Here is a 20,649-nt window from a genome sequence, read left to right as displayed (position 1 = left end):
ATCTACCAGATCAAGACAATGCCTAAAATATCCCGCCATTCTACAGAATGAACGCGCATGCGCTACACCTCGCGGGGCGCATTGGACAGGAAATCCTACAGCCGAGCGGGCAGCGCGACCAGGCGCCGGTAAGCAGATCGGCCGGCCGGGTCAGTCCATATCCGGAACGTCGCCATGCTGGAACAGCACGACGGGGTCGCCGAACTCACCATTGACCAGATCGGCGGTCCGCGACCAGGCAATGACGCCGGCATAGGTCCCAAGCGCCGCCATCCGTCGCCCGTCCATCTTGGCCTTGTCCTCGGATGGCACCTCGCGCGCATCGAAGGCAGGCCGCAGCTCACCTTCCTCGTCGCGGACAAAGGCGAGCAGCACAATAAGCCTGGTTGGTTTGGCGGACTTCGTCTCGCGGTTTTCCATTCGCCCCTCGCTCTCAGTCGGCTCCGCACGCGCACGATTGGCGTACCGGATGCCCAGATTCTCGCGTGACGACCATTAGAACAAACAAGGAACTCGCGCAAACGGATTGCGCGTATGCGGTCGTGGCGCCTGGGCTATTTGGCGTCGCCGTGCACCAGGGCCTGGATCATGTGTGGAGCGATGCCGGCGACAAGAGCGGGCTGCAGATCGCCACTCTGCCGGCGGGCCTCCAGACGCAAAGTGCGGGGGCTGAGGCCGAACCGGTCCTTGAAGGCCCGGCTGAAATGCGCCTCGCTCCGGAATCCCAGCGAGAACGCTACCGTCCCAATGGTGTCATTGGGGCGGTGGTTGCTCCTGAGTATCTCGTAGCATCGCTGCAGCCGCCGCTCCCGAATATAGGCCTGCACGCCACCATTGGGCACAAAGAGCTCATAAAGCGTTGCGCGCGACACGCGCAGCTGCTTCTGCAGCATGGCAGCGGACAGCTCCGGATTTTCCAGCAGGCGCTCGATCCTGGCCTGGGCGGCCCCCAGCAGGTCCAGCGGGGCCGACGCCAAGTCCTTTTTGGGGCTCAGGCCCGACTTGAAGAGATCAAAGGCCAGGGACACCGCAGCCCTGGCGGCGGCCTCGGCCTCGTCATGAGACAGGCTCGGCGCCATTTCATAGGTTTGCCGCATGAGCTGGGCCAGGATGGCGGTCGCCGGGCGATCCGCTTTCAGCACCAGGCCATGCACGAGGTAATCCGAAAGGCTTGATGGCAATGCGTCGCGCGGCACGAGCAGCACGGTCATGGCGAAGCCCGATACTTCGCATTCAAACGGCTGGCTGCAATCGATGAAGCAGATATCCCCCGGGCCCACGCGAAATGCGGGCTCGCCGCGTCCCGTAATTACGCCTTTGGTCAGCAGGCAGATCTGCAGAAGATCGACATCCGATCGGGCGACGTCCAGTCCCGTCCGCAGCATCCGGGTAGGATGGGAGGCAGTCGACTCCAGCAGAACGAGCCGCCCGAGAAAGAAAATCTGCGCCGAGCCGTGAAACGCGGCCGCGTCCTCCTCCGTCAGCAAGGAGTTCTGGCTGATGAAGGACGTGCTGGTCTGCCAGTCGCTAAACGCCCGGCCGTCGCCCGTCGGGACGAGGTCCATGGCGATGTGTGGCTTGCCGAGCGGAATGCCCGCCTTGACGTTTGCACGGTCGATCGACATGGGGTTGCTCAACCATTGCTAACCGTCGCACCGAGGACGGAACATCTTCGGTTCATAATCGAAGAACCAATCGTTCGACGTCAAGTCGAAACCCGCTGGGCCGGCGCAGCGAGCCGGAAGACCTGAATGTTCCATGGCGCATCCGACCATGGCGCCACTGCCCACTCCCTTGGTCTGGCCGTAGCCCACTTTTTTTGCTGCCCCATCAAGACTTTCAGTACGGACAGTCAAATTGGGCCGGAGCAAAGCTGGTACATCCTAGCTGTTCGATGGGGAAGCGACGATGTCCAGGAAGATGCTCAGGATCTGCACCGCACTCTTGATGGCGGGCGTGGCCTTGCCTCCGATCGCCCTAGGCCAGGTCGTTTTGCCGTCCAACGGGCAATTCGTGATCGGCACAGGCACCATCAACACCCTCCCCTCCGGTCTTGTCATCGATCAGGCCGGGCCGGTCGGCATTGTGCAATGGAGCGGCTTTTCCGTTGGGTCGGGTGCCTCGGTACATTTTAACAACGGCGCGGGGGCAACACTCAATCGCGTCACGGGCAATATCGGCTCGCGCATCGATGGCGCGCTGACGGCAACCGGATCGCTTTATCTGGTCAATGGCGCCGGCGTCGTCGTCGGGCGCAACGGTGTCATTTCCACCGGCGGCAGCTTTTTTGCATCGACCCATGATGTCTCGGATGGGGATTTCCTAAACGGCGGCGCCATGGCCTTTGCCGGCGGCTCCCAGGCATCCGTCGTCAATCTCGGAACGATCGAGGCAAAGGCGGGCGATGTCGCGCTGATCGCGCGGGCGGTGAACAATGAGGGCAGCATCAGCGCCGCAAATGGAAGCGTCGGTCTTCTGGCGGGCTACGAAATCCTGGCCAGGGACGCCGCCGAAGAGAATGGCCTGTTCTCGGTGGTGGTCGGGGGCGCGGATACCGGGGTCACAAATTCCGGCGACATCGCTGCGGCCAATGCCGAACTGCGCGCCAATGGCGGCAATGTCTATGCCCTTGCGGGCAATACCGGCGGGGTCGTCAAGGCGAGCGGAGCAACCAGCCGGGCGGGTCGCATTTTCTTGACGGCGGGGGCGCTGGGTAACGTCAAGGTTACCGGCCAGCTCAGCGCAAAGCGTTCCGCGTCAGCACCTGTGCCCCAACCGCGCCCGGCCAGTCGCGGCGGCGATATCCGCATCGCAGGGGGTGATGTAGTGGTGAACGGCGAACTGGATGGGGCCGGCACGACCGGAGCTGGCGGCACAATCGTCGTGACGGGGCATACCCTGTCGCTTGGCGCCGATGCGGTGCTCAATGCCTCGGGAGCGACCGGGGGCACCATCCTGATCGGCGGCGACTATCAGGGTGGCGTCAATGCTGCCAGCAACTATCTCGGCGAAGCGGTTGCGACCGCAGACGGCGTGACGGTGGCCGGTGGCGCGCGCATTCTGGCGGATGGCTCGGCAGGCGCCGGTGGCAACATCGTTGTCTGGTCCGATCGGCGGACGTCCTTCCAAGGCGCAATTTCGGCAAGGGGAGCTGGCGGCTTCAAGGGCGGCGACGCGGAGGTGTCGGGAAAAGCCTGGCTGGACTATCGCGGCACGGCCGATCTGCGCAGCGATAGCGGGCGCTTCGGCACACTGCTGCTCGATCCCTACAACATCACCATTTCCAGCGGCGCCAGCAGCGGCATGTCGGGCTTCGATGCCAATGGCAATGACAGTGTGCTCAATGTCACGACACTGACCAATGCGCTGGCCCTGGCAAGCGTGACGGTGACAACGGGCAGCACCGGAGCGCAGGCCGGCAATATTACCGTGGCCGCCCCGATCACCTGGAGCACCAACAGCATCCTGACGCTGAATGCCGCCGGTTCGGTTGTGATCAACAGCAACATCACTGCGACGGGCACCTTTGCCGGTCTCGCGCTGCAACACAGTGGCGGCCACAGGCTGAACAACGGCGCGCGCATCACCCTTTCAGGCGCCAGCTCGAGCCTTGCAATCAATGGCGAGGCCTACACCCTGATCCGCGATATTGCGCAGCTGCAGAACCTGACGATGACCGGCTATTTTGCGCTGGCTGACGACATCGATGCTTCCGGCACCGCCAGTTGGAACGCCGGTGCCGGCTTCGAGCCGATCGGCATCATCGGCTCAAACTTCACTGGCATCCTGGATGGACTAAACCATTCGATCACGGGGCTGACGATTAATCGCGGTGGACAAAGCGAGGTCGGCCTTTTCGCGCTGCTGCAAGGTGAAATCAGCAACTTGGCTCTTGTCGGAGGCAGTATCGCAGGGGGCTCAAATGTGGGCGCGCTGGTCGGGCTACATTGGGGAACGATTACCAATGTGCACTCCTCAGCTGCAGTCAGCGGCGTTACCTACGCTGGAGGCCTTGTCGGCATCACGTCCGGTGCGACGATAACGCGGTCCTCCTCTACAGGGGACGTTACCGGCGGTGCCTTTTATATAGGCGGGCTGGTGGGCAGGCATTCGGGGCTGATCAGCGAGTCTTATGCCACCGGAGCGGTGACTGGCACGACCGGCATTGGCGGCCTCGTCGGCTCCAATCGCGGGGTGATCGAGCAATCCTTCGCCACAGGCGCTGTCAACGCGACGGGCGATGGAATCGGCGGATTTGTCGGCGACAGCAATCTCGGCGTTATCTCCGATTCATATGCGACTGGCTCCGTCACGGGCGGGGCAGCTGCCCTCAATGTCGGTGGCTTTATCGGGACACTCGCGGGCGGGTCCCTTCAACGCACCTATTCCACCGGCGCCGTCACAGGCACCACCAATGTCGGCGGCTATGCGGGAAATATTGACGGCGGCACGATCGTCAACAGCTACTGGAATACCCAGACCTCGGGCCTGGCAAACAGCAATGGCACTGGCGCCAGCGCGACGGCCCAGGGGCTGGCCACGGCCCAGACGCTGAACCAGGCAAGCTTTGTCGGCTGGAGCATCGATGGCATTGGCGGCACGGGCGCGACCTGGCGCATCTATGAAGGCCAGACCGGACCACTGCTTCGCGCCTTGTTGACACCGCTCACCGTCACGGGTGGCAATGTGAACAAGACCTATGACGGCACGACCACGCTGGCCGGTGTCGGCACGCTCACCTACTCACTCCCCGGCTATGACAATGCCGAGGTGCTGGGAACGGCGGGTTACACCCTGACCAGCGCCAATGCCGGTACCTATACGGGAGCAGACCTGACGCTTGGTGGGCTTTACTCCAGCCAGCAGGGTTATGACATTATCTCTGTCGGTGGAACGGCGACAATCAACCAGCGGGCGATCACCGTAACCGCCGATGCCGGGACCATGACCTATGGCAATGCGGTGCCGACACTCACCTATACGGTCGGTGGTGGCGGTCTCGTCAATGGCGATGCGCTGACGGGTGCCCTGGCAAGCGCCGCCTCCAGCACCAGCGGGGTCGGCACCTATGGCATAATGCAGGGCACGCTTGGCAATGCCAACTACGCCATCACCTATGCCGGTTCGAACATGGCTATCTCAGCCCGCGCTATCACGGTGACTGCCGATGCCAAGATCATGACTTATGGCAACACGACGCCGACGCTCACCCACACGGTCACCAGCGGGAGTCTCGTCAACGGCGACTCTCTGTCGGGCCTGGCGAGCACGGTCTCCAGCACCAGCGCCGTCGGCACCTATGGCATCACCCAGGGCACATTGGGCAATGCGAACTATGCCATCACTTACATAGGCGCCAATGTAACGGTCGCCGCCCGCGCCCTTACCGTCACCGCCGATGCCAAAACCATGACCTATGGCGACACTGCGCCGACACTCACCTATACGCTCGGTGGCGGCGGGCTCGTCAATGGCGACGCGCTGACGGGTGCCCTGGCAAGCACCGCTTCCAGCACAAGCGGGGTCGGCGGCTATGGCATCACGCAGGGTACGCTTGCCGCCTCATCGAATTACGCCGTCACCTATATCGGCGCAAATGTCAGCATCGCGGCGCGCGCCCTCACCGTTACCGCCAACGACGATTCCAGAATCTATGACGGCACGGCCTATTCCGGGGGGAATGGCGCGACTTACACCGGTTTCGTCAATGGCGAGAGCGCAGCAGTCCTGGGCGGTGCGCTGATCTATGGCGGCACATCGCAGGGCGCCATTAATGCCGGCAGCTATGGCGTCGCGCTTTCGGGCCTGACGTCAGGCAATTACGATATCACCTATGTCGATGGCACGCTGACCGTGGCGCAACGCGCATTGACCGTGACGGCGGATAATCTCACCAAGACGCCGGACGAGGCCAATCCACCCCTCACCTACACAATTGGCGGCCTGGGCCTGGTGGGCGGAGATAGTCTCTCGGGCCTGCTATCAACCACCGCAATGGCAGGTTCTCCGGTCGGCTCCTATTCCATCTCGCAAGGCACGCTTTCGGCCAGCAGCAATTACCTGCTGAGCTTTGTGAATGGCACGCTGACGGTCGCTGCCAAACAGTCTGGCCCTTTGCAATCCATCATCGAGAGCAATCCCCCCTTCGGCCTGGCCTTCCCGAATACAGGTTTCGCCAGCTCCGCCCACCTTCAGGCCTGCGACCAAGACGGGGTGATGGACAGCTCCTGTGCCTATGTTCCGCACCCGGCCAACCTACCTGCCGGCCCCTACCTGACCACCGGAGCCCTTTGATGAAAGCTCGTTATCTCCAGGGCCCCGACCTGCTCCTCGCGCTCATACACACTGCGCTTATGACCTCCATCGTTTGCGCCGGCACAGCATCAGTGCAGGCGCAAACGGTAACGGTTGAGCGCAATCCTCCAGTTCGGGCCAATGTCGCCGCCCCGACCGTCAGGGAGGATGAGCAAGCCAGCACCAGCGCCGACGAAAGCCCGCTGGGCGTAAACCTCGCCGGCATCAAGCTGGTCGGCCTCAGCGAACAGCCCGGAAATAGCGGCACCGGCGGTATTATCGTTGGCGACATCGGACCGGGGCGCAATCTGCGGCCGGAGTTCGAGGCTGTGCTGCGCCCATTGGTCGGCCAGCCACTCTCCATGGCGCTGATTGCCGACGCGCAGGCTGCCATTGCCGGCGTCTATCGGCGCGCCGGTTATCCCTTCGTTTCGGTGACCATTCCGCCACAGGAGGTCACCAATGGCATTCTGACCCTGCGGGTGCAGGAGTTCGGCTTCGGTGCTGTATCGGCCAGAGGCGTCGACGATCCGGCCGCAAGGCGCCTTGCGGCGCAGATTCGCCTGAACGACGACGGGCGCATTCCCGCCGCCAGCGTCAATGAAGATCTGTCCTGGCTCAATCGCTCACCCTTTCGGCGCGTCGAAGGGCTATTCTCGCCGGGCTCGGAAACAGGCACATCCGATCTCGTGCTGGCTGTCACGGCAGCAAAACCCTGGCAGGTCTATGCCGGTTACTCCAACACCGGCAGCGCCGAAACGGGGCACAGTCGTTATTTTGTCGGTGCCGGCATTGCCCTGCCCATGCTCGACGGCGCCTTTGCAACTTACCAGCTGACCGGTTCGTCCGATCTGTTTTCCGACTTGGCGGGCCTGCTGCCCAATCTTGGCAATGGCTATGACGCCCACCGCGCGCGGTATGTGAGCCATGCCGCCAACGTGGTTTTGCCCCTGGACGGTCGAAGCACCCTGGAATTCAGCCCAGCCCATATCGCGACGCGCCAGACCAGCTCCGCCTTCACCTTCGACAACACCATCATCGAGGTGCCGCTGTACTATCGCACGGCCCTGTCCAACATCCTGCCGGGGGTGCATGGTGGCGAGGTCTATGCCGGCATCGAGTACCGCAACCTGCGGCGACAAACCTATTTTGCGCAGATTGGCCTCGGGGCGGCAGAGGCCGAAATCCTGCAATTCGGCCTCGGCTGGAGGCATGAGTTCAAGGATGACCATGGCTCTACCGGGGTCGACCTGTTTGTGATGGCAAGCCCCGGTGGCATTCTGGCGCACGATAATGGCAGCGCCTGGAGCGCCTATTCAAACGGCGCCGTGACCAGCGCCAGCTATGCCTATTTCGGCGGCAGCCTGAGCCGGGTGACCGAATTGGGCATCGGGTTCAAACTCAGGAACGATGTAGTCGTTCAACTGGCCGGCCAGGCCCTGCCGGACACCGAACGGCTGACGCTGGGCGGGCTGGACGCTGTGCGGGGCTATGGCCTGGGGGACGTGACGGCAGATAGCGGCATCGTGCTGCGCAATGAATTGCGGCTGCCGCAAAGCTCGCCCACAGGTTCTGATGTTCTGTCGCCCTTTGCCTTTGTGGATATTGGCTTCGCCCAGCAAGCGCTCGCCAGCACCGGCATCGGCTTCGATTACACCATTGCCGACATGCTCAGCGTCAATGCCACCGCGGCACTGGCATTGAGCGATGCCGGCAGCACGAAAGCGGGCGCTGTCGACGTGAAATTTCGCCTGACCGCGCGCTACTGACACCCAACCTGTTCATTATCCCAAAGCGAGGCGCCTTATGGGCCATCTGTGCACTGCAACCGTCGCCGCCCTGTTCGCCATGGCAGCCATCATGCCGACAAGCGCGCAGGAGACGCCACCATCATCGCTGCCGGGCGGCGCCAGCGCACTGCAGGAGACATTTGCGGATTGGCAGGTGGTCTGCGCTGCCGTGGAAACGGGCCGGAGCTGCGCCATGTCCCAGGTCCAGGCGCAGCAGAATGGGCAGCGGGTTCTCGCCATTGAACTGCAGCCGGGCAAAGATGGCGGCGCGACGGGCGTGCTGATCCTGCCCTTCGGCCTTGCACTCGAGGCCGGCGCGACGCTGACCATCGACAGCAATCCGCCCCTGGCTTCGCTCAGGTTCGCCACCTGTCTGCCCGCCGGCTGCCTGTTGCCGCTCTCGTTCAGCGCAGCCGACATCGCAGCCCTCGAGGCCGCGACGACAATGACCGCCAATGCCTCCTCCATGGACGCAGGCCAGCCCGTAAGCCTGGCTGTCTCCCTCAAGGGCTTCACTGCGGCCTATGCCAGGCTCGGGCAACTCGCGAACGGATAGAAGCTGGCGCGTGGGGGGCAAAGACTTGTGAGCAGTCCGTCTGCTTTTAGCGGCCGGTCCCCGGAAAGCAGACGTTTTGCGGCTCCGACTAAAGCGTCAGGAGACCCCGCGAGATGGCCTTTGCCAAGGCCTGCTCCCGGGTATTTGCCCCGAGCTTTTCACGGGCATTTCTTATGTGCATTTCCACGGTGACGGGCTTGATGGCAAGCCGGTCCGCAATCTGCTGCGTTCGCAGACCGGAGGCCAGGTGGGCGAGGCAATCGCGCTCGCGCGCCGACAGAGCCGGGCCCAAGGCTGCCCCATCCTGAGGTCGTAACATCTGCATGCGCTCATGCGCATAAAGGGCCACCACACGCAGATGGACGCCGTGCTCGGCTTGTATGGCCTCCACCTCGGATCGTGACAGGGTGGAACCGATATTCCAGCCGCCCATGCCCCGTTGGTCTGACTTGTGAAATGTGCAGGAAAACCCTGACCGCATCCCCGATTCCCGTGCTGCCAGGATAACTTGCCGCTCGCTGGTGCTGAGATAGTCGTAATGGTGCAAGTAGTCGGCGCCGGTTTGCTTCGGCGAGAGCGTCGAGCAGCAATAGCGGAAGAAGGGATCGTCCCGCGGATTGCAGACATCGGCATAGTATTGGTCGAAGCCGTTGGGATAGGTGTCGAGGATAACAGGCACCTTGCCGCGCAAATCGGCATAGATGACACGATCAAAGCCGTGCTGCGCAAAATAGTCCTGGATGGCGACCCAGACCATGGCGCTGCTTGTCGCTTCAACCATGCGCTCCAGGACTGGCTCGATTGTCACGTTGTTCCATCCCACCTATGGATTTCCATAGATTGCGCAGCTTGTGCAGGAAATGTCTATTGCCGCTAGGATTTTTGCTGATTTGCTCAGCAAAGCGACAGCCGGGGGGCCGGATATGTTGCAACTTGGTGTGCAGCGCCAAATGAGCGGGGCGCGACATGATATGCCTGACCTTCCCGGCGCGGTCTGAACGGCGTGCTTGCCTAGTAAGATCTTCGTGCGTCGCACGCGCTGTGAGCATGTCCAGCTTGCCCGCGACGGCGGTGGAATGCCCCGAGGACGGGCCCGCACATCTCGAAGCCGAAATTGAGCGCTTCGTGGGAGCGCCCCGATTTGTCCAGCTCGACCCGGACTATTTCACACAGGCGATTGGACCGGCAGGCTTGCCGCAACCACCGTGCCCCGTCTCGACCATTGACAGACCGATTTCTCTGGAGACGCAGCTGATGTTCACAATCATCACCATTCAACCCAGGCAGGCCCGATAATGTGGGATTTTTCGATTTCCCGCTCGCTTGGGCTCATGGGCAAGACCATGCCCTTCGTCCTGTTGCGCGTGGCCGTCTATTTCAGCATTGCGGCGGCCTATGTGATCGTCACCGGGACGGGCGCCGGCATTGGCTGGGGCATCGGCGCCTTTGGGGATGAGGGCTTCCGGGCCGGTTCGATCTTCTGGGGCGGCGCCATCGGCTTCGGGGTCACCGCCGGCGTCCTCTATTTCCTGCGCGAATATATCCTCTACATCGTCAAGGCCGGCCATATCGCCGTGCTGGTCGATCTGCTCGATGGGCGGCAGACGCCCGAGGGCAAGTCGCAAGTCTCCCACGCGACCTCCGTGGTCAGGCAGCGCTTCGGCGAGGCCAGCGTCCTGTTCGCGGTAGATCAACTGGTCAAGGGCGTGCTGCGCGCTGTGTCCGGGCTTATTCAAGGCATTGCCGCCTTCCTGCCTATTCCCGGCCTGCAACAGATGACCGGCATTCTACGCGCTTTTCTCAATATCGCAGTGGGCTTCATCGACGAGGTGATCCTCGCCTATGCCATCCGCACCGGCTCGACCAATCCCTGGGGCTCGGCGCGCACGGCGCTGGTACTCTATGGGCAGAACTACAAGACCATGCTCAAAAACGCGGCCTGGCTGACGCTTATCGTCTATGGCCTGTCGTTCCTGGTGTTCCTGCTCATGCTCGCACCAGCGGCGGCGCTGGTCTATTTTATCCCCGGCGCCTGGTCGGCTGGCGGCCTCGTCTTCGCCCTGCGGTGAAAGCCGCGCTGATCGAACCCTTCGCAATCGCCTGCATGATGGATGTCTATTTCCGCACCATCGAGGGCCAGGAGCCCAATGCGGAATGGGACGCCAAGCTTTCGGGCATGTCCAAGCAATTCGCCAAGATCAAGGACAAGGCCGCCGGATGGCAGCAGACCGCCCCACCGCGCACTGGTGGCTCAACCATGCAGGGCGGGGCAACGACATGAGTTTTCATAACATCATCGGAGGGACGTCCGGCATGCGGGGGCGATTGAAGACATTTGGGCGCGCGGCGCTGGTGAGCGCCGCAGCCACATTGGCCATGCCGTTGGTTGCACAGGAGGCGGACAGCGCCTCGATCCTGATCTACGACGCCTCGGGCTCGATGTGGGGCCAGCTTGATGGCGGCATTTCCAAGGTCGAAATCGCCCGCGAGGTGATCGGCGATTTTTTCGTCAGCCGCGACAATTCCATTCCGCTCGGCGTCATCGCTTATGGCCATAACCGGCGCGGGGATTGCTCGGATATCGAAGTCGTCGCCAATGTCGGGATCAATGATCCCGCAGGCCTGTCGTCCAGCCTCAACCGGCTCAATCCGCGCGGCATGACGCCGATCACGGACGCGCTGTCGCTGGCCGCCTCGATGATCCCGCCAACTGCGGAATCGGCCGATATCATCCTGGTGACCGACGGGCTCGAAACCTGCGAGGCTGATCCCTGCGCGCTGGCCGCGCAGCTTGCCAATGAAGGCATTGCCATTCGCGCCCATGTTGTCGGCTTCGGCCTCACCAGGGAAGAGGGCGAAGTCATGGCCTGCGTGGCCGATGCCACGGGTGGACTGCTGCTCACCCCGCAAACGGGGCAGGAACTGGCCGATGCGCTACGTCAGGTGGCGCAGGTCGAGCCAGCGCCGGCGCCGGAGCCAGAACCTGTTGCCGAAGCCTTCTTCGATATGGGTCCCAAGGCTGAAGCTGGCCATGACTACAGAATTTCTTTTCAAGGGTCGGCGCGGAATGTCGACTATGCCGGTTTCACGCGGCGTGGCGAAGAAGCGCCGGACGTCAGCCCCTCCTATGGCGTTCTGGGCGGTGGCGAGACCGGCAATAACCCGTTCACCAGAACGGCACCGTCAGAGCCAGGCGAATATGACTTGATCCTGGCCGTGACTGGCCAGGGCATCATCGCCCGCCAGCCAATTGAAGTCGTTCCGCCGTCCAACGGCTTCGACGCCGTCGGTTCGGTCGAACCGGACAAGAGGTTCCAGTTCACCTGGCGCGGCCCTAATCAGGTCGGCCAACGCATCGTCATCGCCCGACCAGCCGCCGCGCCTGCAGACTATGTGGGCGATTGGGGAGCCCCCTTCAGCAACCGAAAGACGCAGACGATGCGACTGCGCGCTCCGAAGGAACCCGGCCTCTACGAACTCCGCTATATCTCGGGCAACAGCCAAGAAATCCTGTTCTCCCGCGCGTTCGGCGTTGGCGTGCCCTATGAAGATCGCGATGGCATCAATACGGCCGATCTTGCTGCGCAGGCCGCCGCGGCAACCCAGGCCGCGCCCGGGCAGGACGACCTGCCCATGGTGCCGGCGACATTCCGCCTGCCGCCAGACTACCCGCAAGAGCCGCATGAATGGTCGGCCATTCCGCTCGATCCTGACATGAGCCCGGAAGCATGGGCGCCCTCGGGCAAGACTATCATTGGCGAGGGTGTCTTCGAGCCCGGCCGCTATGAGGTGACCGCCAACTGGGGGCCCAAGGACACGTTCAAGGGTGTGGTGGAGATCCTGCCCGGTCAGGACAATGACTTTGTCATCCCCGTCATGAGCGAGGAGGATCCGATTGTCCCGACGCTGGACGGCCCATGGCAGGTGCTGGGCGTGCCGCCCTATCAAGTGCAGGCGGGTGCAGACCGATTGCTGACGCTGGCACTGGAGCAGGCCTCTCCTGGTGCACCTATCGACGGCAGTTGGACGGCACAGGACATGCTGGCCGGGCCGCAGGCGGCGGGCCGGGAGGGCACGTTCACGTCAACCACTTTCGAGAACGGCGCACTGCGCATGACCTTTACGGTGGGCGACCCGATCCTCGAGCCGATGACGCTCTATCTCACACCCTATGAGATTGGCTATGCCGGAACGCTGTCCGCCGGCGCCATGGGCATCAGCGTTGTCATGTGGCCCGGTGGTTATACGCCACCATCCCTGGCCGAGATGCGCGAAGCGGTACACGGCCCCGCGCCGGGGGACTTCGTCGACATGACCTCATCGGCGCCTCAGCCCATGCAGGCCGGTGAGGCGGCGGCGGCCGCCAATGTGCCGGTCCGATTGCGGACGCCATTCGAGATCGGGGATGTAGGTGTGCAATGGTCAGCCATCCGCACCGATATGCAGGAACTGAATGTCGCTTTTGCCAGCAGCGATTTGGAGACCAGCTTCGTTACGGAGCTGGCCGCCGGTGGCACCTATGAAGTCGAGGGCGTCAATTCCGATGCCGGCATTTATCTCGCCGATACCATCACTATCGACCCCAAAGGCCGCAACGATTTTGAAATTCCGATGGCACAAGGCCGCGATTCCGGCCCCTCGGAGACGGGCCTTGGCGACGATGTCGCCTTTGTCTGCAAAGACACGCCACCCGGATGCCCCGTCAGTCACGCAGAAAGCGGCATCTCGCTGAGGCTGCCGAACGACTGGTCGATGAGCGAGCCCTATTTCTACGAAACGGCCGGCGGCGCAGGCAGCGGCCTGCCAACGGCCAGCTTCTTCTGGGAGAGCTTCGGCACGGTCAACACCATCGAGCTCAATCCGCGCCAATGGCTGGAGTCCAATGGCCGCTGCGGAACAGTTGGCACCAGCCAGCTCTGCTACATGCGCGGACAGGACATGATGCTCGATGTGGTCTTCGAGATGATCCGCGACACGCTGAGCGTGGCGCCAACAGATTTGCAGGAAGAGACCACCCTGCCCGTGGATCTGGGCGGGATGTCTCCCGAGGAATTCATGACCCGGCTCGGCGTCAATTGAGGATCGCTACATGTGCAAAATGATCAAAATCGCATCCCTCACGGCTGTCATGGTCCTGTCGGGCCTTGGGACAAGTCTGCCAGCCTTCGCCGTTTCTGCGCAAATCGCCATATGCGGATCGTCTGGCTGCACCTGCCGTGTCTCCAACGACAGCATTGATACCCTCGCCACGCAGATGCCTGGTGCCTTTCCGGCAAGCTATGAGACCAAGACGCTCGTGAACTACGATGGGAAGTTCTACTGGTCGTCTCTTACCCCCGCCCAGCTCGACCGCAAATATGGCGGCACCGGCTCCTGCCCACTGGAAGTAACTGACAATTCAGGCATGGCAGATGGACGCTGGCAGATCAGCGTCGGCGTCACCGACACTTCGGCCTGCAAGATGGTGGGCGGTCAGGTCGCCGCCAGCGGCATGACCGGCGAGACGCGGACGATCCAATGGGATCGAGAATTCCACCCCGACAAGCTGTTCATGGAATCGGTGGGCATGGTGCGCTGGAGCAAGACGGGCCTGCAGACCTGGCGCGGCGTCGTGGTCGACGAGCGCATGTCCGCCAATGGCGGCGCTTCGGGCGCGAGCGTCATTCACAGCATCAGCGTGGATAGCGCAACCCAGGTAAGCGGCAGCACGGTGTTCGAATATGACCTCAGCATTCCCGGTCTCGACGCCGCCGCGGCGGCGGTCATCGCCGGCATGCAGTGCAAGACCGTAACTCCCTTTACGGCGCGCAAGATTGGATAGTCGCACGGAGCACCTGGAAAGATCGTCCGGCTCCATTGGTATTGGCGGCTCCCGCGGCTTTGAATGTCCGAACAGGGGCGCCCAAATCACCTTGGATTCAGGTCCTCAGGATACCGGCTTTGACAAGGCCCTCGACCAGAAAACCATCGTGGGGGCCAGGCCTCTGGTTGCGGCCAAAAAGTTCGCCAATCGTCAGGCCGGGGCGCGCAGCGGTCACGACCCGCAGCGCATCTCTCGCTTCATCGATACGGCCGAGATGGGCAAGCGCGGCTGCGAGCACAGTCTGTGTCCATTCCAAGCCATCATAGATGTCACGGGAGCGCGACGCCCAGACAAGTGCCTGCACGAACCGCAGTCTACCGACGATTCGCGGTTCTGAGAGTTTGGATTTATCTGCCGGAAACCGCCCGACGGGCCAGTCGGCCACAAAGAGCGTTTCTCCCAAAGGAAACACGGTCCTGAAGGCGGTCCGGACCTTACTCTTTCAAAAACCAGCGCCGTAACGACGGCATGCGTGTATGGAAGACGACGCCGTTGTGAAAGCGGCGCGCGCTTTTTGGCGCAGAGCACAACGAGTTTAGAAAGGAACCTTGGAAGATTAGGAAGTTGAAACTTCCGGGGCGGAGCCCTGCGCCACCATTCCAATTTCTTGAACATAATCAAGAAGGAAGGTGGCGCGAGAGACGGGGCTCGAACCCGCGACCTCCGGCGTGACAGGCCGGCGCTCTAACCAACTGAGCTACTCCCGCAGCGGCAGACTGGTCTGTCTGCGCAACGTGGGTGTCGTTTACCCAGCCCCCCCAACCAAGTCAAGCGCCCAAAACAAAATCGTATGAGAATTCTGCAATGAGTTTTTGAGGTGTGGAAAAACACGACCAACTCACTTCGGTTTGATTGCTTTTCATAATTTCTTAGGGATCGATTTCGCGCAAATTGCTCATTTTATTGGCATTTTGGCGAGTCGCACGATTCAGGACGGATCAGGGTCGGTTTGCGCTGCGGTTCAAAGCGCTTCCGACTCGCCACTCGACGACGCAGGCGCACCGACTCGCACTTGCGCGCGGGGAGTCGGTCGCCTTTCACAACGTATCGGGCAGGTTTCGGCGTTTCCAATCCCGAGAGCCCCCTGCCCGCCACCCCGCTATTTTGCCCGGGCCAACCATTCTCCAGATCTGGCCGGCCCGGGCCTATCTGCGCCCTGCGCTTCGCAAGGCCTGGCCGGCGCTAGAACACGAAGACGGTGAGTTGCGAGCCGGACCGCTGCACGCCGAGCACGTGGCCGGGCTGGTAGCGGGTTCGGCTGAGTGCGGCACGGATCAGCGGGTCAGACGCCACGGCCCGCACCATCGCGTGGTAGTCGCCATTGGCGGCCAGGTAGTTGGCCAATTGCTGGCGGATGTCGGCACACACCTTGATCGGGATGAGCTGAATGCCATCGGCCCGATTCCAGCCCCGCGTCCTGGTGCTGTTGAAGAGCTCCAGCAATTGAGCGGTATTGGTATTGGCGCAGGATGCCCGATTTGAGCCGATCATCACGCCCCCGCCGCCACGCACGACGACAAAGCCCGGGGGAACGCCGCCGGGACTGCCGGGCCCGCCGGGGCCGCCCGGGGTTCCAGGACCGCCGGGTCCGCCGGGACCTCCATTGCCTGGGCGGCCGATGCCGATATTGACGTCGACCAGGCCATTGCCGCCACCGACATTGACCCTGGCATCCACGGCATTGCCGACACCGGCGGTGACGTCGACCAGACCGGACGAACCGCCGAGACTGACATTGGCATCGACCAATGCGCCGGAGCCGGAACTGGAACCGCCGACATTGGCGTCCAATACATTGCCGTCGCCGCCGCCGAGGCCCAGATTGACCAGGCCGGAATCGCCAGCTGAGCCACTGCCGATGGTGATCAGCGATCCACTGTCGCTATCGCCGATGATGCCGAGAAGGCTATCGGCAAAGCTCGCGCTGGTCATGGAGCACGCAGCCAGTAGCATCGCAAACGTGCGTTTTGGAAACCGTCGCATTCTGTCCTCCGCTATGAGCGGCGCGAAATGGCGCCTTGCGGAGGATCATCCGGCAAGCGAGGCGCGACCCGAATTCGGACATCTACGCAGATGAGCCTGGAATCGCCTGGACTGGTTAAGCCCCGGTTTCCATTTGCACAGGACGATCTGCAGGCGTTGCCGCTCTTTGCAGCGGCGCAAACAGGATCGAGGGCACCTTGTCGGCGTCGAGCTGCACGAGCGCGCCGACCTCATAGACTGCTTCGATCCGCTGCTGCGTCAGCACTTCATGGGGCCTGCCCTCTGCCACCACCCGGCCATGGTGCAGCATGACGATGCGGTCGCAATAGCGCGCCGCCAGATTGAGATCATGCAGCGCCGCCAGCGTGGTCTTGCGCAAATGGCGGATCAGTTCGAGCAGATCGATCTGGTGACGGATATCGAGATGATTGGTCGGCTCGTCCAGCACCAGCACCGGGGTGCTCTGCGCCAGCGCCCGCGCCACCAGCACCCGCTGCTTCTCACCGCCCGACAGGCTCATGAACTGTCGTTGCGCCTTGCTGGCCATGCCGACCTGATGGAGGCAGTCCTCGATGATCCCACGGTCCCGGGCGCCATTGGCGTCGAACATGCCCTTGTGCGGCGTGCGCCCCATGGCGACCAGTTCGGTCACGGTGAAGTCGAACTCGCCCATGCGCTCCTGCCCGACCACCGCCAGGCGCTGGGCGCTCTGTTTGGCGGTGATGGTCCAGATGTCGTCGCTATCCAGCCAGGCGCGGCCCCCAGACGGCCGCAGCACGCGATACAGCGCCTTGAGCAGGGTCGACTTGCCGCTGCCATTGGGGCCAACCAGTCCGACGAACTCGCCGGGTTGGACCGAGAGCGCAATCTGTTCGACAATCTGCTGACCATCGATGGCAACCGACAGATCCTCGAGCAAAATCCGGCTCATGCGCCCTCTCCCTTTTTCCAGCGCTGCGTGGCCAGCATCCAGATGAAGAATGGCCCGCCCAGCAGCGCGGTGATGACACCGACCGGCAATTCCACCGGTGCAAAGGCCATGCGGGCGATCACGTCCACCCAGATCAGCAGGATGGCGCCCGACAGCACTGCCACCGGCAGGACCCGGCGATGATCGGTGCCCACCACCATGCGCACCGCATGGGGCACGACGAGGCCGACAAAGCCGATGGCGCCGCTCACCGCCACCATGACGCCTGTGACCAGTGAGACGACAACAAACAGGTGCCGCCGCGTGCGGGCAACATCGATGCCCAGCGTGGCTGCGGTTTCGTCACCCATCAGTAACGCGTTGAGCGCCCGCGCATTGAGCACGAGATAGATGGTGCCGATGGCAAGCGCCGCTGCCGGCAGGCCCAGATCATTCCAATGCGCGCCGGCGAGGCTGCCCAGCAGCCATTCCATTGCCTGCCGCGCCAGCTCACGATTGTCGGACGTGAGCACCAGGAGGCTGGTGAGCCCGGACAAGGTGTAGGAGCAGGCCATGCCCGCCAGCACCAGGCGCAGCGGCGACATCTGGCCGCCGGCCTGCGCCACGACAAAAACAATGGCGAAGGCGACGATGGCGCCGGTAAAGGCGCCGGCCGACACCGCGAAGGCACCGGCAAAGGCGAACCAGCCGAGGCCCAGCACCAGCACGGCGCCTACCGAGGCCCCGGACGAGACGCCCAGAATGTAGGGATCCGCCAGCGGATTGCGCACCACAGCCTGCATGGTGACACCGACCGCAGCCAGCCCGCCGCCGACAAACATCGCCAGCAGAACGCGCGGAAAGCGGATCATCCAGACGATATTGCCCTGCGCCGCACTCCACTCCCCCTCGCCGCCAAAGATCCGGGCGAACGCCACCTGCCAGACCATCGAGGCCGGCAAGGGCACCGGCCCCATCAGGACAGCAATCGTGACGGAGAGGACCAGCGCGAAGGCCAGCCCCGCGATCACAAGCGGAAACGGCACGGCAAAACCGGGGTTTTGCCGTGCCAGAGGGGAAGCGGATGCTTCACTCATTTGAACAGGTCCGGATAGAAGCCTTCAGCCAGCAGACGCACGGCGGTCGGATTGCGAACGCCCTCAAAGGCACTCGGCAGCGGCAGGATGACGAAGCGTTCGTTCTGGATCGCCGGGACTGACGACAGCGCCGGATTGGCCTTGAGCTGGGCGATCTTTTCGGCGGCGGAAACAGTGCCATAATCATTGACGACGATGACGTCGGGCGCGCGCGCCACCACTTCTTCCCAGCTCACATTGGCCCAGGTTTCATCGAGATCGGCGAACAGGTTCTTGCCGCCTGCCAGTTCGATCAGGTGGGTCTGGAAGGCCTTGCCGGTGGTGTAAATCTGGTCCGTGCCGCTATCGAAGACCACGACCGAAACCGGGTTATCGACATCCGCGACCTTCTTGTGAACGGCAGCGATCTCGTTACCGATGGTTTCGATCAACGCGTCGGCGCGGTCCTGGATGTCAAAGATCAGGCCGAGATTGGTGATGTCGGTGTAGACGTCGTCGAGCGTCGCGCCCTTGATCAGCGTGCCGGTGACGGCATAGCCGTTGATGCCCAGGTCCTGCAGCGCCGGGACCGTGGCCACGGCGGTGTCGCGATAGGCGCTCAGGCGGCCAAAGGTGAAATCGGGCTCGACGCCCAGCACGACTTCAAGCGACGGCGAGCTGGTACCATCCGAGAGAATGGGGATCGCGTCGTAATCGGTCTTGAGGCTGTCGAGAATGGGATGGTTGAGATAGGCGGTGCCGACCATTCTGTCGGCCAGGCCCAGCGACAGCATCAGTTCAGTCGTGTGGCCATTGAGGCTGATGGCGCGCTCGGGCGCTTTCTCGAACACCAGCGTGTTGGGACCGTTGACGATGGTCAGCGGATAAACGGTGCTGTCGGCAAGAGCCGGGGCCGCCGTCATGAGGGCGAGCAGGCCCGTGGTCAGGGCAAAGTGACGCATATTAGTCTCCTGATTGAAATGTGGAATTGGCTTCGAGGTGCGGCGCGCGCGCTTCGGGGCGCTGGACGACCCCTTCGGGGCGCTGGGCGACCCCTTCGGGGCGCTGGACCCGATGGATGATGAATTCGGGGAGGCTCGCGCCCTGCCCGATGACCTCGGTCACGAAGCGGGCAACATGCTCTTCCTCGATCAGCTGGTACCATTCCCCCGCCGGATAGAGCGCCAGCATCGGCCCCTGGTTGCAGGGGTAAAGACATCCTGTCTGGGCGACGAGGCAGCGTGAAGCGAGGTTCTGGCGAGCCAGTTCCTCGGCCAGAGCCGTGCGCAGCGATCGTGCCCCGCGAAAGTGGCACCGGGGTCCGGTGCAGACGAGGATGTGGTGATCAAAGGCCGGAGGGTCCTGCCATCCGGGCTTACCCAGACTGGCACGCGCCGGATCGACCGGCTCGGCCAGCAGCGCATTGGCCATGGTCTGCGCCGCAAGCGATGCGACGACATCGCTATCGCCACTCGGATCGGATGCAAAGCGCAGCACGAGACCCTTATCGAGGGCCTGTACGCTCAGCCAGTGCGCCAGCACGCCAGGCACCCAGGCCGTCAGGCTCTCGGAGAATGGCAGGCCCAGCGGCTGCACCAGAATATCGGTGAAGCCGTCGTCGCGCATCGCATCGAGCGTTTCGCCGAGATGGGCACCAACGCCTTCCAGCCGGATCAACCGGCTAGGCAAGCTGACAGCCGCCGCCAGCCCGTCGCTGAGCATGCGCTGCCGCCTGGCACTGAGATATTGCTGTGAAATCAGAAAGAGAATTGCATCAGGCACAGAACCGCCATCTTCCCAGTGGAGAAGACGAGTGAAATCGAGCGCGACGCCGAGCGTGCAGGTTTTCATAGACCGCCCCCTGCCGAAACACCTCGTTCGGCTTCATGGAATGTGTGCTCGGCAGGTCTCCTGGCTCACGGCTCAAGTGTGGCGCTGCCGCCTTCCCAACCGTGAGGTCAGTGGCGATGGCAGCGGCACTTGCCGCTTACAGTTGCGAGGGCAGCCACGGTTTTGGCCCCTGATGGGTAATCCGCACCGTGTTCCCTTTTAATCCGCGCGAAATGGCGGAACCGAACAAGGGACCTGTACTGGAGTTGAGTGAGACATTCAAGTTCTGGGCTGGTCGGTCAGATTTCGTTCAGAATGCGTTCAGGCGTGATCGGGCAAGAAACGTT

Annotated in this window: 16 protein-coding genes, 1 tRNA gene and 1 riboswitch; of the genes, 7 read left to right on the top strand and 10 right to left on the bottom strand. The window is 62.8% G+C overall.

Features of this window, described 5'->3' with window-relative positions:
- Positions 1-150: 150 nt before the first annotated feature.
- Positions 151-420: a hypothetical protein gene (locus BUA69_RS13705; protein WP_046136042.1), complete on the bottom strand. Its 270-nt coding sequence runs from the start codon at positions 418-420 to the stop codon at positions 151-153.
- A gap of 134 nt (positions 421-554) precedes the next feature.
- The gene (locus tag BUA69_RS13700) at positions 555-1,625 is read right to left on the bottom strand and encodes a helix-turn-helix domain-containing protein (protein WP_046136041.1); all 1,071 of its coding nucleotides are present in this window, start codon (positions 1,623-1,625) and stop codon (positions 555-557) included.
- Positions 1,626-1,908: 283 nt separating this feature from the next.
- Here BUA69_RS13700 and BUA69_RS13695 point away from each other — a divergent pair, with 283 nt between their 5' ends.
- From BUA69_RS13695 to BUA69_RS13685, 3 genes are read left to right on the top strand one after another with little or no spacing between them, the layout of a single operon-like run.
- Positions 1,909-6,294, top strand: coding sequence for a beta strand repeat-containing protein (locus BUA69_RS13695; RefSeq protein ID WP_082093897.1), 4,386 nt, complete (start codon positions 1,909-1,911; stop codon positions 6,292-6,294).
- Positions 6,294-8,063 (top strand): ShlB/FhaC/HecB family hemolysin secretion/activation protein, encoded by a 1,770-nt coding sequence (locus tag BUA69_RS13690; protein ID WP_046136039.1) that lies wholly within the window; start codon positions 6,294-6,296, stop codon positions 8,061-8,063. The genes BUA69_RS13695 and BUA69_RS13690 overlap by 1 nt, the downstream gene beginning before the upstream one ends.
- Positions 8,064-8,100: 37 nt before the next feature.
- Positions 8,101-8,640: an invasion associated locus B family protein gene (locus tag BUA69_RS13685; RefSeq protein WP_046136038.1), complete on the top strand. Its 540-nt coding sequence runs from the start codon at positions 8,101-8,103 to the stop codon at positions 8,638-8,640.
- Between the two features lie 88 nt (positions 8,641-8,728).
- On the opposite strand, the gene BUA69_RS20630 is transcribed toward BUA69_RS13685, so the two are convergent.
- Complete coding sequence (locus tag BUA69_RS20630; RefSeq protein WP_160300141.1) at positions 8,729-9,397, bottom strand: helix-turn-helix transcriptional regulator; 669 nt, start codon at positions 9,395-9,397, stop codon at positions 8,729-8,731.
- A gap of 538 nt (positions 9,398-9,935) precedes the next feature.
- On the opposite strand from BUA69_RS20630, the gene BUA69_RS13665 reads away from it, so the two are divergent.
- Genes BUA69_RS13665 through BUA69_RS13655 form a run of 4 tightly spaced genes read left to right on the top strand, consistent with a single transcriptional unit; the run spans position 9,936 to position 14,461 of the window.
- A complete protein-coding gene (locus BUA69_RS13665; protein ID WP_342020940.1) occupies positions 9,936-10,709 on the top strand; it encodes a hypothetical protein in 774 nt (257 codons plus the stop codon).
- Positions 10,706-10,921, top strand: a complete 216-nt coding sequence (locus tag BUA69_RS21495; RefSeq protein ID WP_342020938.1) for a hypothetical protein — start codon at positions 10,706-10,708, stop codon at positions 10,919-10,921. The genes BUA69_RS13665 and BUA69_RS21495 overlap by 4 nt, the downstream gene beginning before the upstream one ends.
- Complete coding sequence (locus BUA69_RS13660; protein ID WP_143154519.1) at positions 10,918-13,719, top strand: vWA domain-containing protein; 2,802 nt, start codon at positions 10,918-10,920, stop codon at positions 13,717-13,719. Before BUA69_RS21495 ends, BUA69_RS13660 begins: the two co-directional genes overlap by 4 nt.
- Positions 13,720-13,729: 10 nt before the next feature.
- Positions 13,730-14,461 (top strand): hypothetical protein, encoded by a 732-nt coding sequence (locus BUA69_RS13655; protein ID WP_046136036.1) that lies wholly within the window; start codon positions 13,730-13,732, stop codon positions 14,459-14,461.
- Between the two features lie 97 nt (positions 14,462-14,558).
- On the opposite strand, the gene BUA69_RS13650 is transcribed toward BUA69_RS13655, so the two are convergent.
- The 7 genes from BUA69_RS13650 to BUA69_RS13620 form a co-directional block, all read right to left on the bottom strand.
- Positions 14,559-14,888 (bottom strand): hypothetical protein, encoded by a 330-nt coding sequence (locus tag BUA69_RS13650; RefSeq protein ID WP_046136035.1) that lies wholly within the window; start codon positions 14,886-14,888, stop codon positions 14,559-14,561.
- Between the two features lie 245 nt (positions 14,889-15,133).
- Positions 15,134-15,210 (bottom strand) — tRNA-Asp (locus BUA69_RS13645).
- 475 nt (positions 15,211-15,685) lie between these two features.
- Positions 15,686-16,486, bottom strand: coding sequence for a hypothetical protein (locus BUA69_RS13640; protein ID WP_143154518.1), 801 nt, complete (start codon positions 16,484-16,486; stop codon positions 15,686-15,688).
- A gap of 115 nt (positions 16,487-16,601) precedes the next feature.
- Positions 16,602-17,417 (bottom strand): ABC transporter ATP-binding protein, encoded by an 816-nt coding sequence (locus BUA69_RS13635; RefSeq protein ID WP_046136034.1) that lies wholly within the window; start codon positions 17,415-17,417, stop codon positions 16,602-16,604.
- Complete coding sequence (locus tag BUA69_RS13630; RefSeq protein WP_046136033.1) at positions 17,414-18,493, bottom strand: FecCD family ABC transporter permease; 1,080 nt, start codon at positions 18,491-18,493, stop codon at positions 17,414-17,416. The genes BUA69_RS13635 and BUA69_RS13630 overlap by 4 nt, the downstream gene beginning before the upstream one ends.
- Positions 18,490-19,434 carry an ABC transporter substrate-binding protein gene (locus BUA69_RS13625; RefSeq protein ID WP_046136032.1) on the bottom strand — a complete coding sequence of 315 codons (945 nt, stop codon included), beginning with the start codon at positions 19,432-19,434 and terminating at the stop codon, positions 18,490-18,492. Before BUA69_RS13625 ends, BUA69_RS13630 begins: the two co-directional genes overlap by 4 nt.
- 1 nt (position 19,435) lies before the next feature.
- Complete coding sequence (locus BUA69_RS13620; protein WP_052950642.1) at positions 19,436-20,323, bottom strand: (2Fe-2S) ferredoxin domain-containing protein; 888 nt, start codon at positions 20,321-20,323, stop codon at positions 19,436-19,438.
- 33 nt (positions 20,324-20,356) lie between these two features.
- Positions 20,357-20,564: riboswitch (cobalamin riboswitch) on the bottom strand.
- Positions 20,565-20,649 lie beyond the last annotated feature (85 nt).

Source organism: Devosia limi DSM 17137 (assembly GCF_900128975.1).
In the GTDB taxonomy this organism is placed as follows: Bacteria; Pseudomonadota; Alphaproteobacteria; order Rhizobiales; family Devosiaceae; genus Devosia; species Devosia limi.
The sequence above is the reverse complement of the archived record's forward strand: the minus strand, read 5'-3'. Positions and strand labels throughout refer to the sequence as shown.

Bases quoted from the DNA above. Each gene is read 5' to 3' on its own strand.
- BUA69_RS13705 (WP_046136042.1), bottom strand. From the start codon at position 420: ATGGAAAACCGCGAGACGAAGTCCGCCAAACCAACCAGGCTTATTGTG.
- BUA69_RS13700 (WP_046136041.1), bottom strand. From the start codon at position 1,625: ATGTCGATCGACCGTGCAAACGTCAAGGCGGGCATTCCGCTCGGCAAG.
- BUA69_RS13695 (WP_082093897.1), top strand. From the start codon at position 1,909: ATGTCCAGGAAGATGCTCAGGATCTGCACCGCACTCTTGATGGCGGGC.
- BUA69_RS13690 (WP_046136039.1), top strand. From the start codon at position 6,294: ATGAAAGCTCGTTATCTCCAGGGCCCCGACCTGCTCCTCGCGCTCATA.
- BUA69_RS13685 (WP_046136038.1), top strand. From the start codon at position 8,101: ATGGGCCATCTGTGCACTGCAACCGTCGCCGCCCTGTTCGCCATGGCA.
- BUA69_RS20630 (WP_160300141.1), bottom strand. From the start codon at position 9,397: ATGGTCTGGGTCGCCATCCAGGACTATTTTGCGCAGCACGGCTTTGAT.
- BUA69_RS13665 (WP_342020940.1), top strand. From the start codon at position 9,936: ATGTGGGATTTTTCGATTTCCCGCTCGCTTGGGCTCATGGGCAAGACC.
- BUA69_RS13660 (WP_143154519.1), top strand. From the start codon at position 10,918: ATGAGTTTTCATAACATCATCGGAGGGACGTCCGGCATGCGGGGGCGA.
- BUA69_RS13655 (WP_046136036.1), top strand. From the start codon at position 13,730: ATGTGCAAAATGATCAAAATCGCATCCCTCACGGCTGTCATGGTCCTG.
- BUA69_RS13640 (WP_143154518.1), bottom strand. From the start codon at position 16,486: ATGCGACGGTTTCCAAAACGCACGTTTGCGATGCTACTGGCTGCGTGC.
- BUA69_RS13635 (WP_046136034.1), bottom strand. From the start codon at position 17,417: ATGAGCCGGATTTTGCTCGAGGATCTGTCGGTTGCCATCGATGGTCAG.
- BUA69_RS13630 (WP_046136033.1), bottom strand. From the start codon at position 18,493: ATGAGTGAAGCATCCGCTTCCCCTCTGGCACGGCAAAACCCCGGTTTT.
- BUA69_RS13625 (WP_046136032.1), bottom strand. From the start codon at position 19,434: ATGCGTCACTTTGCCCTGACCACGGGCCTGCTCGCCCTCATGACGGCG.
- BUA69_RS13620 (WP_052950642.1), bottom strand. From the start codon at position 20,323: ATGAAAACCTGCACGCTCGGCGTCGCGCTCGATTTCACTCGTCTTCTC.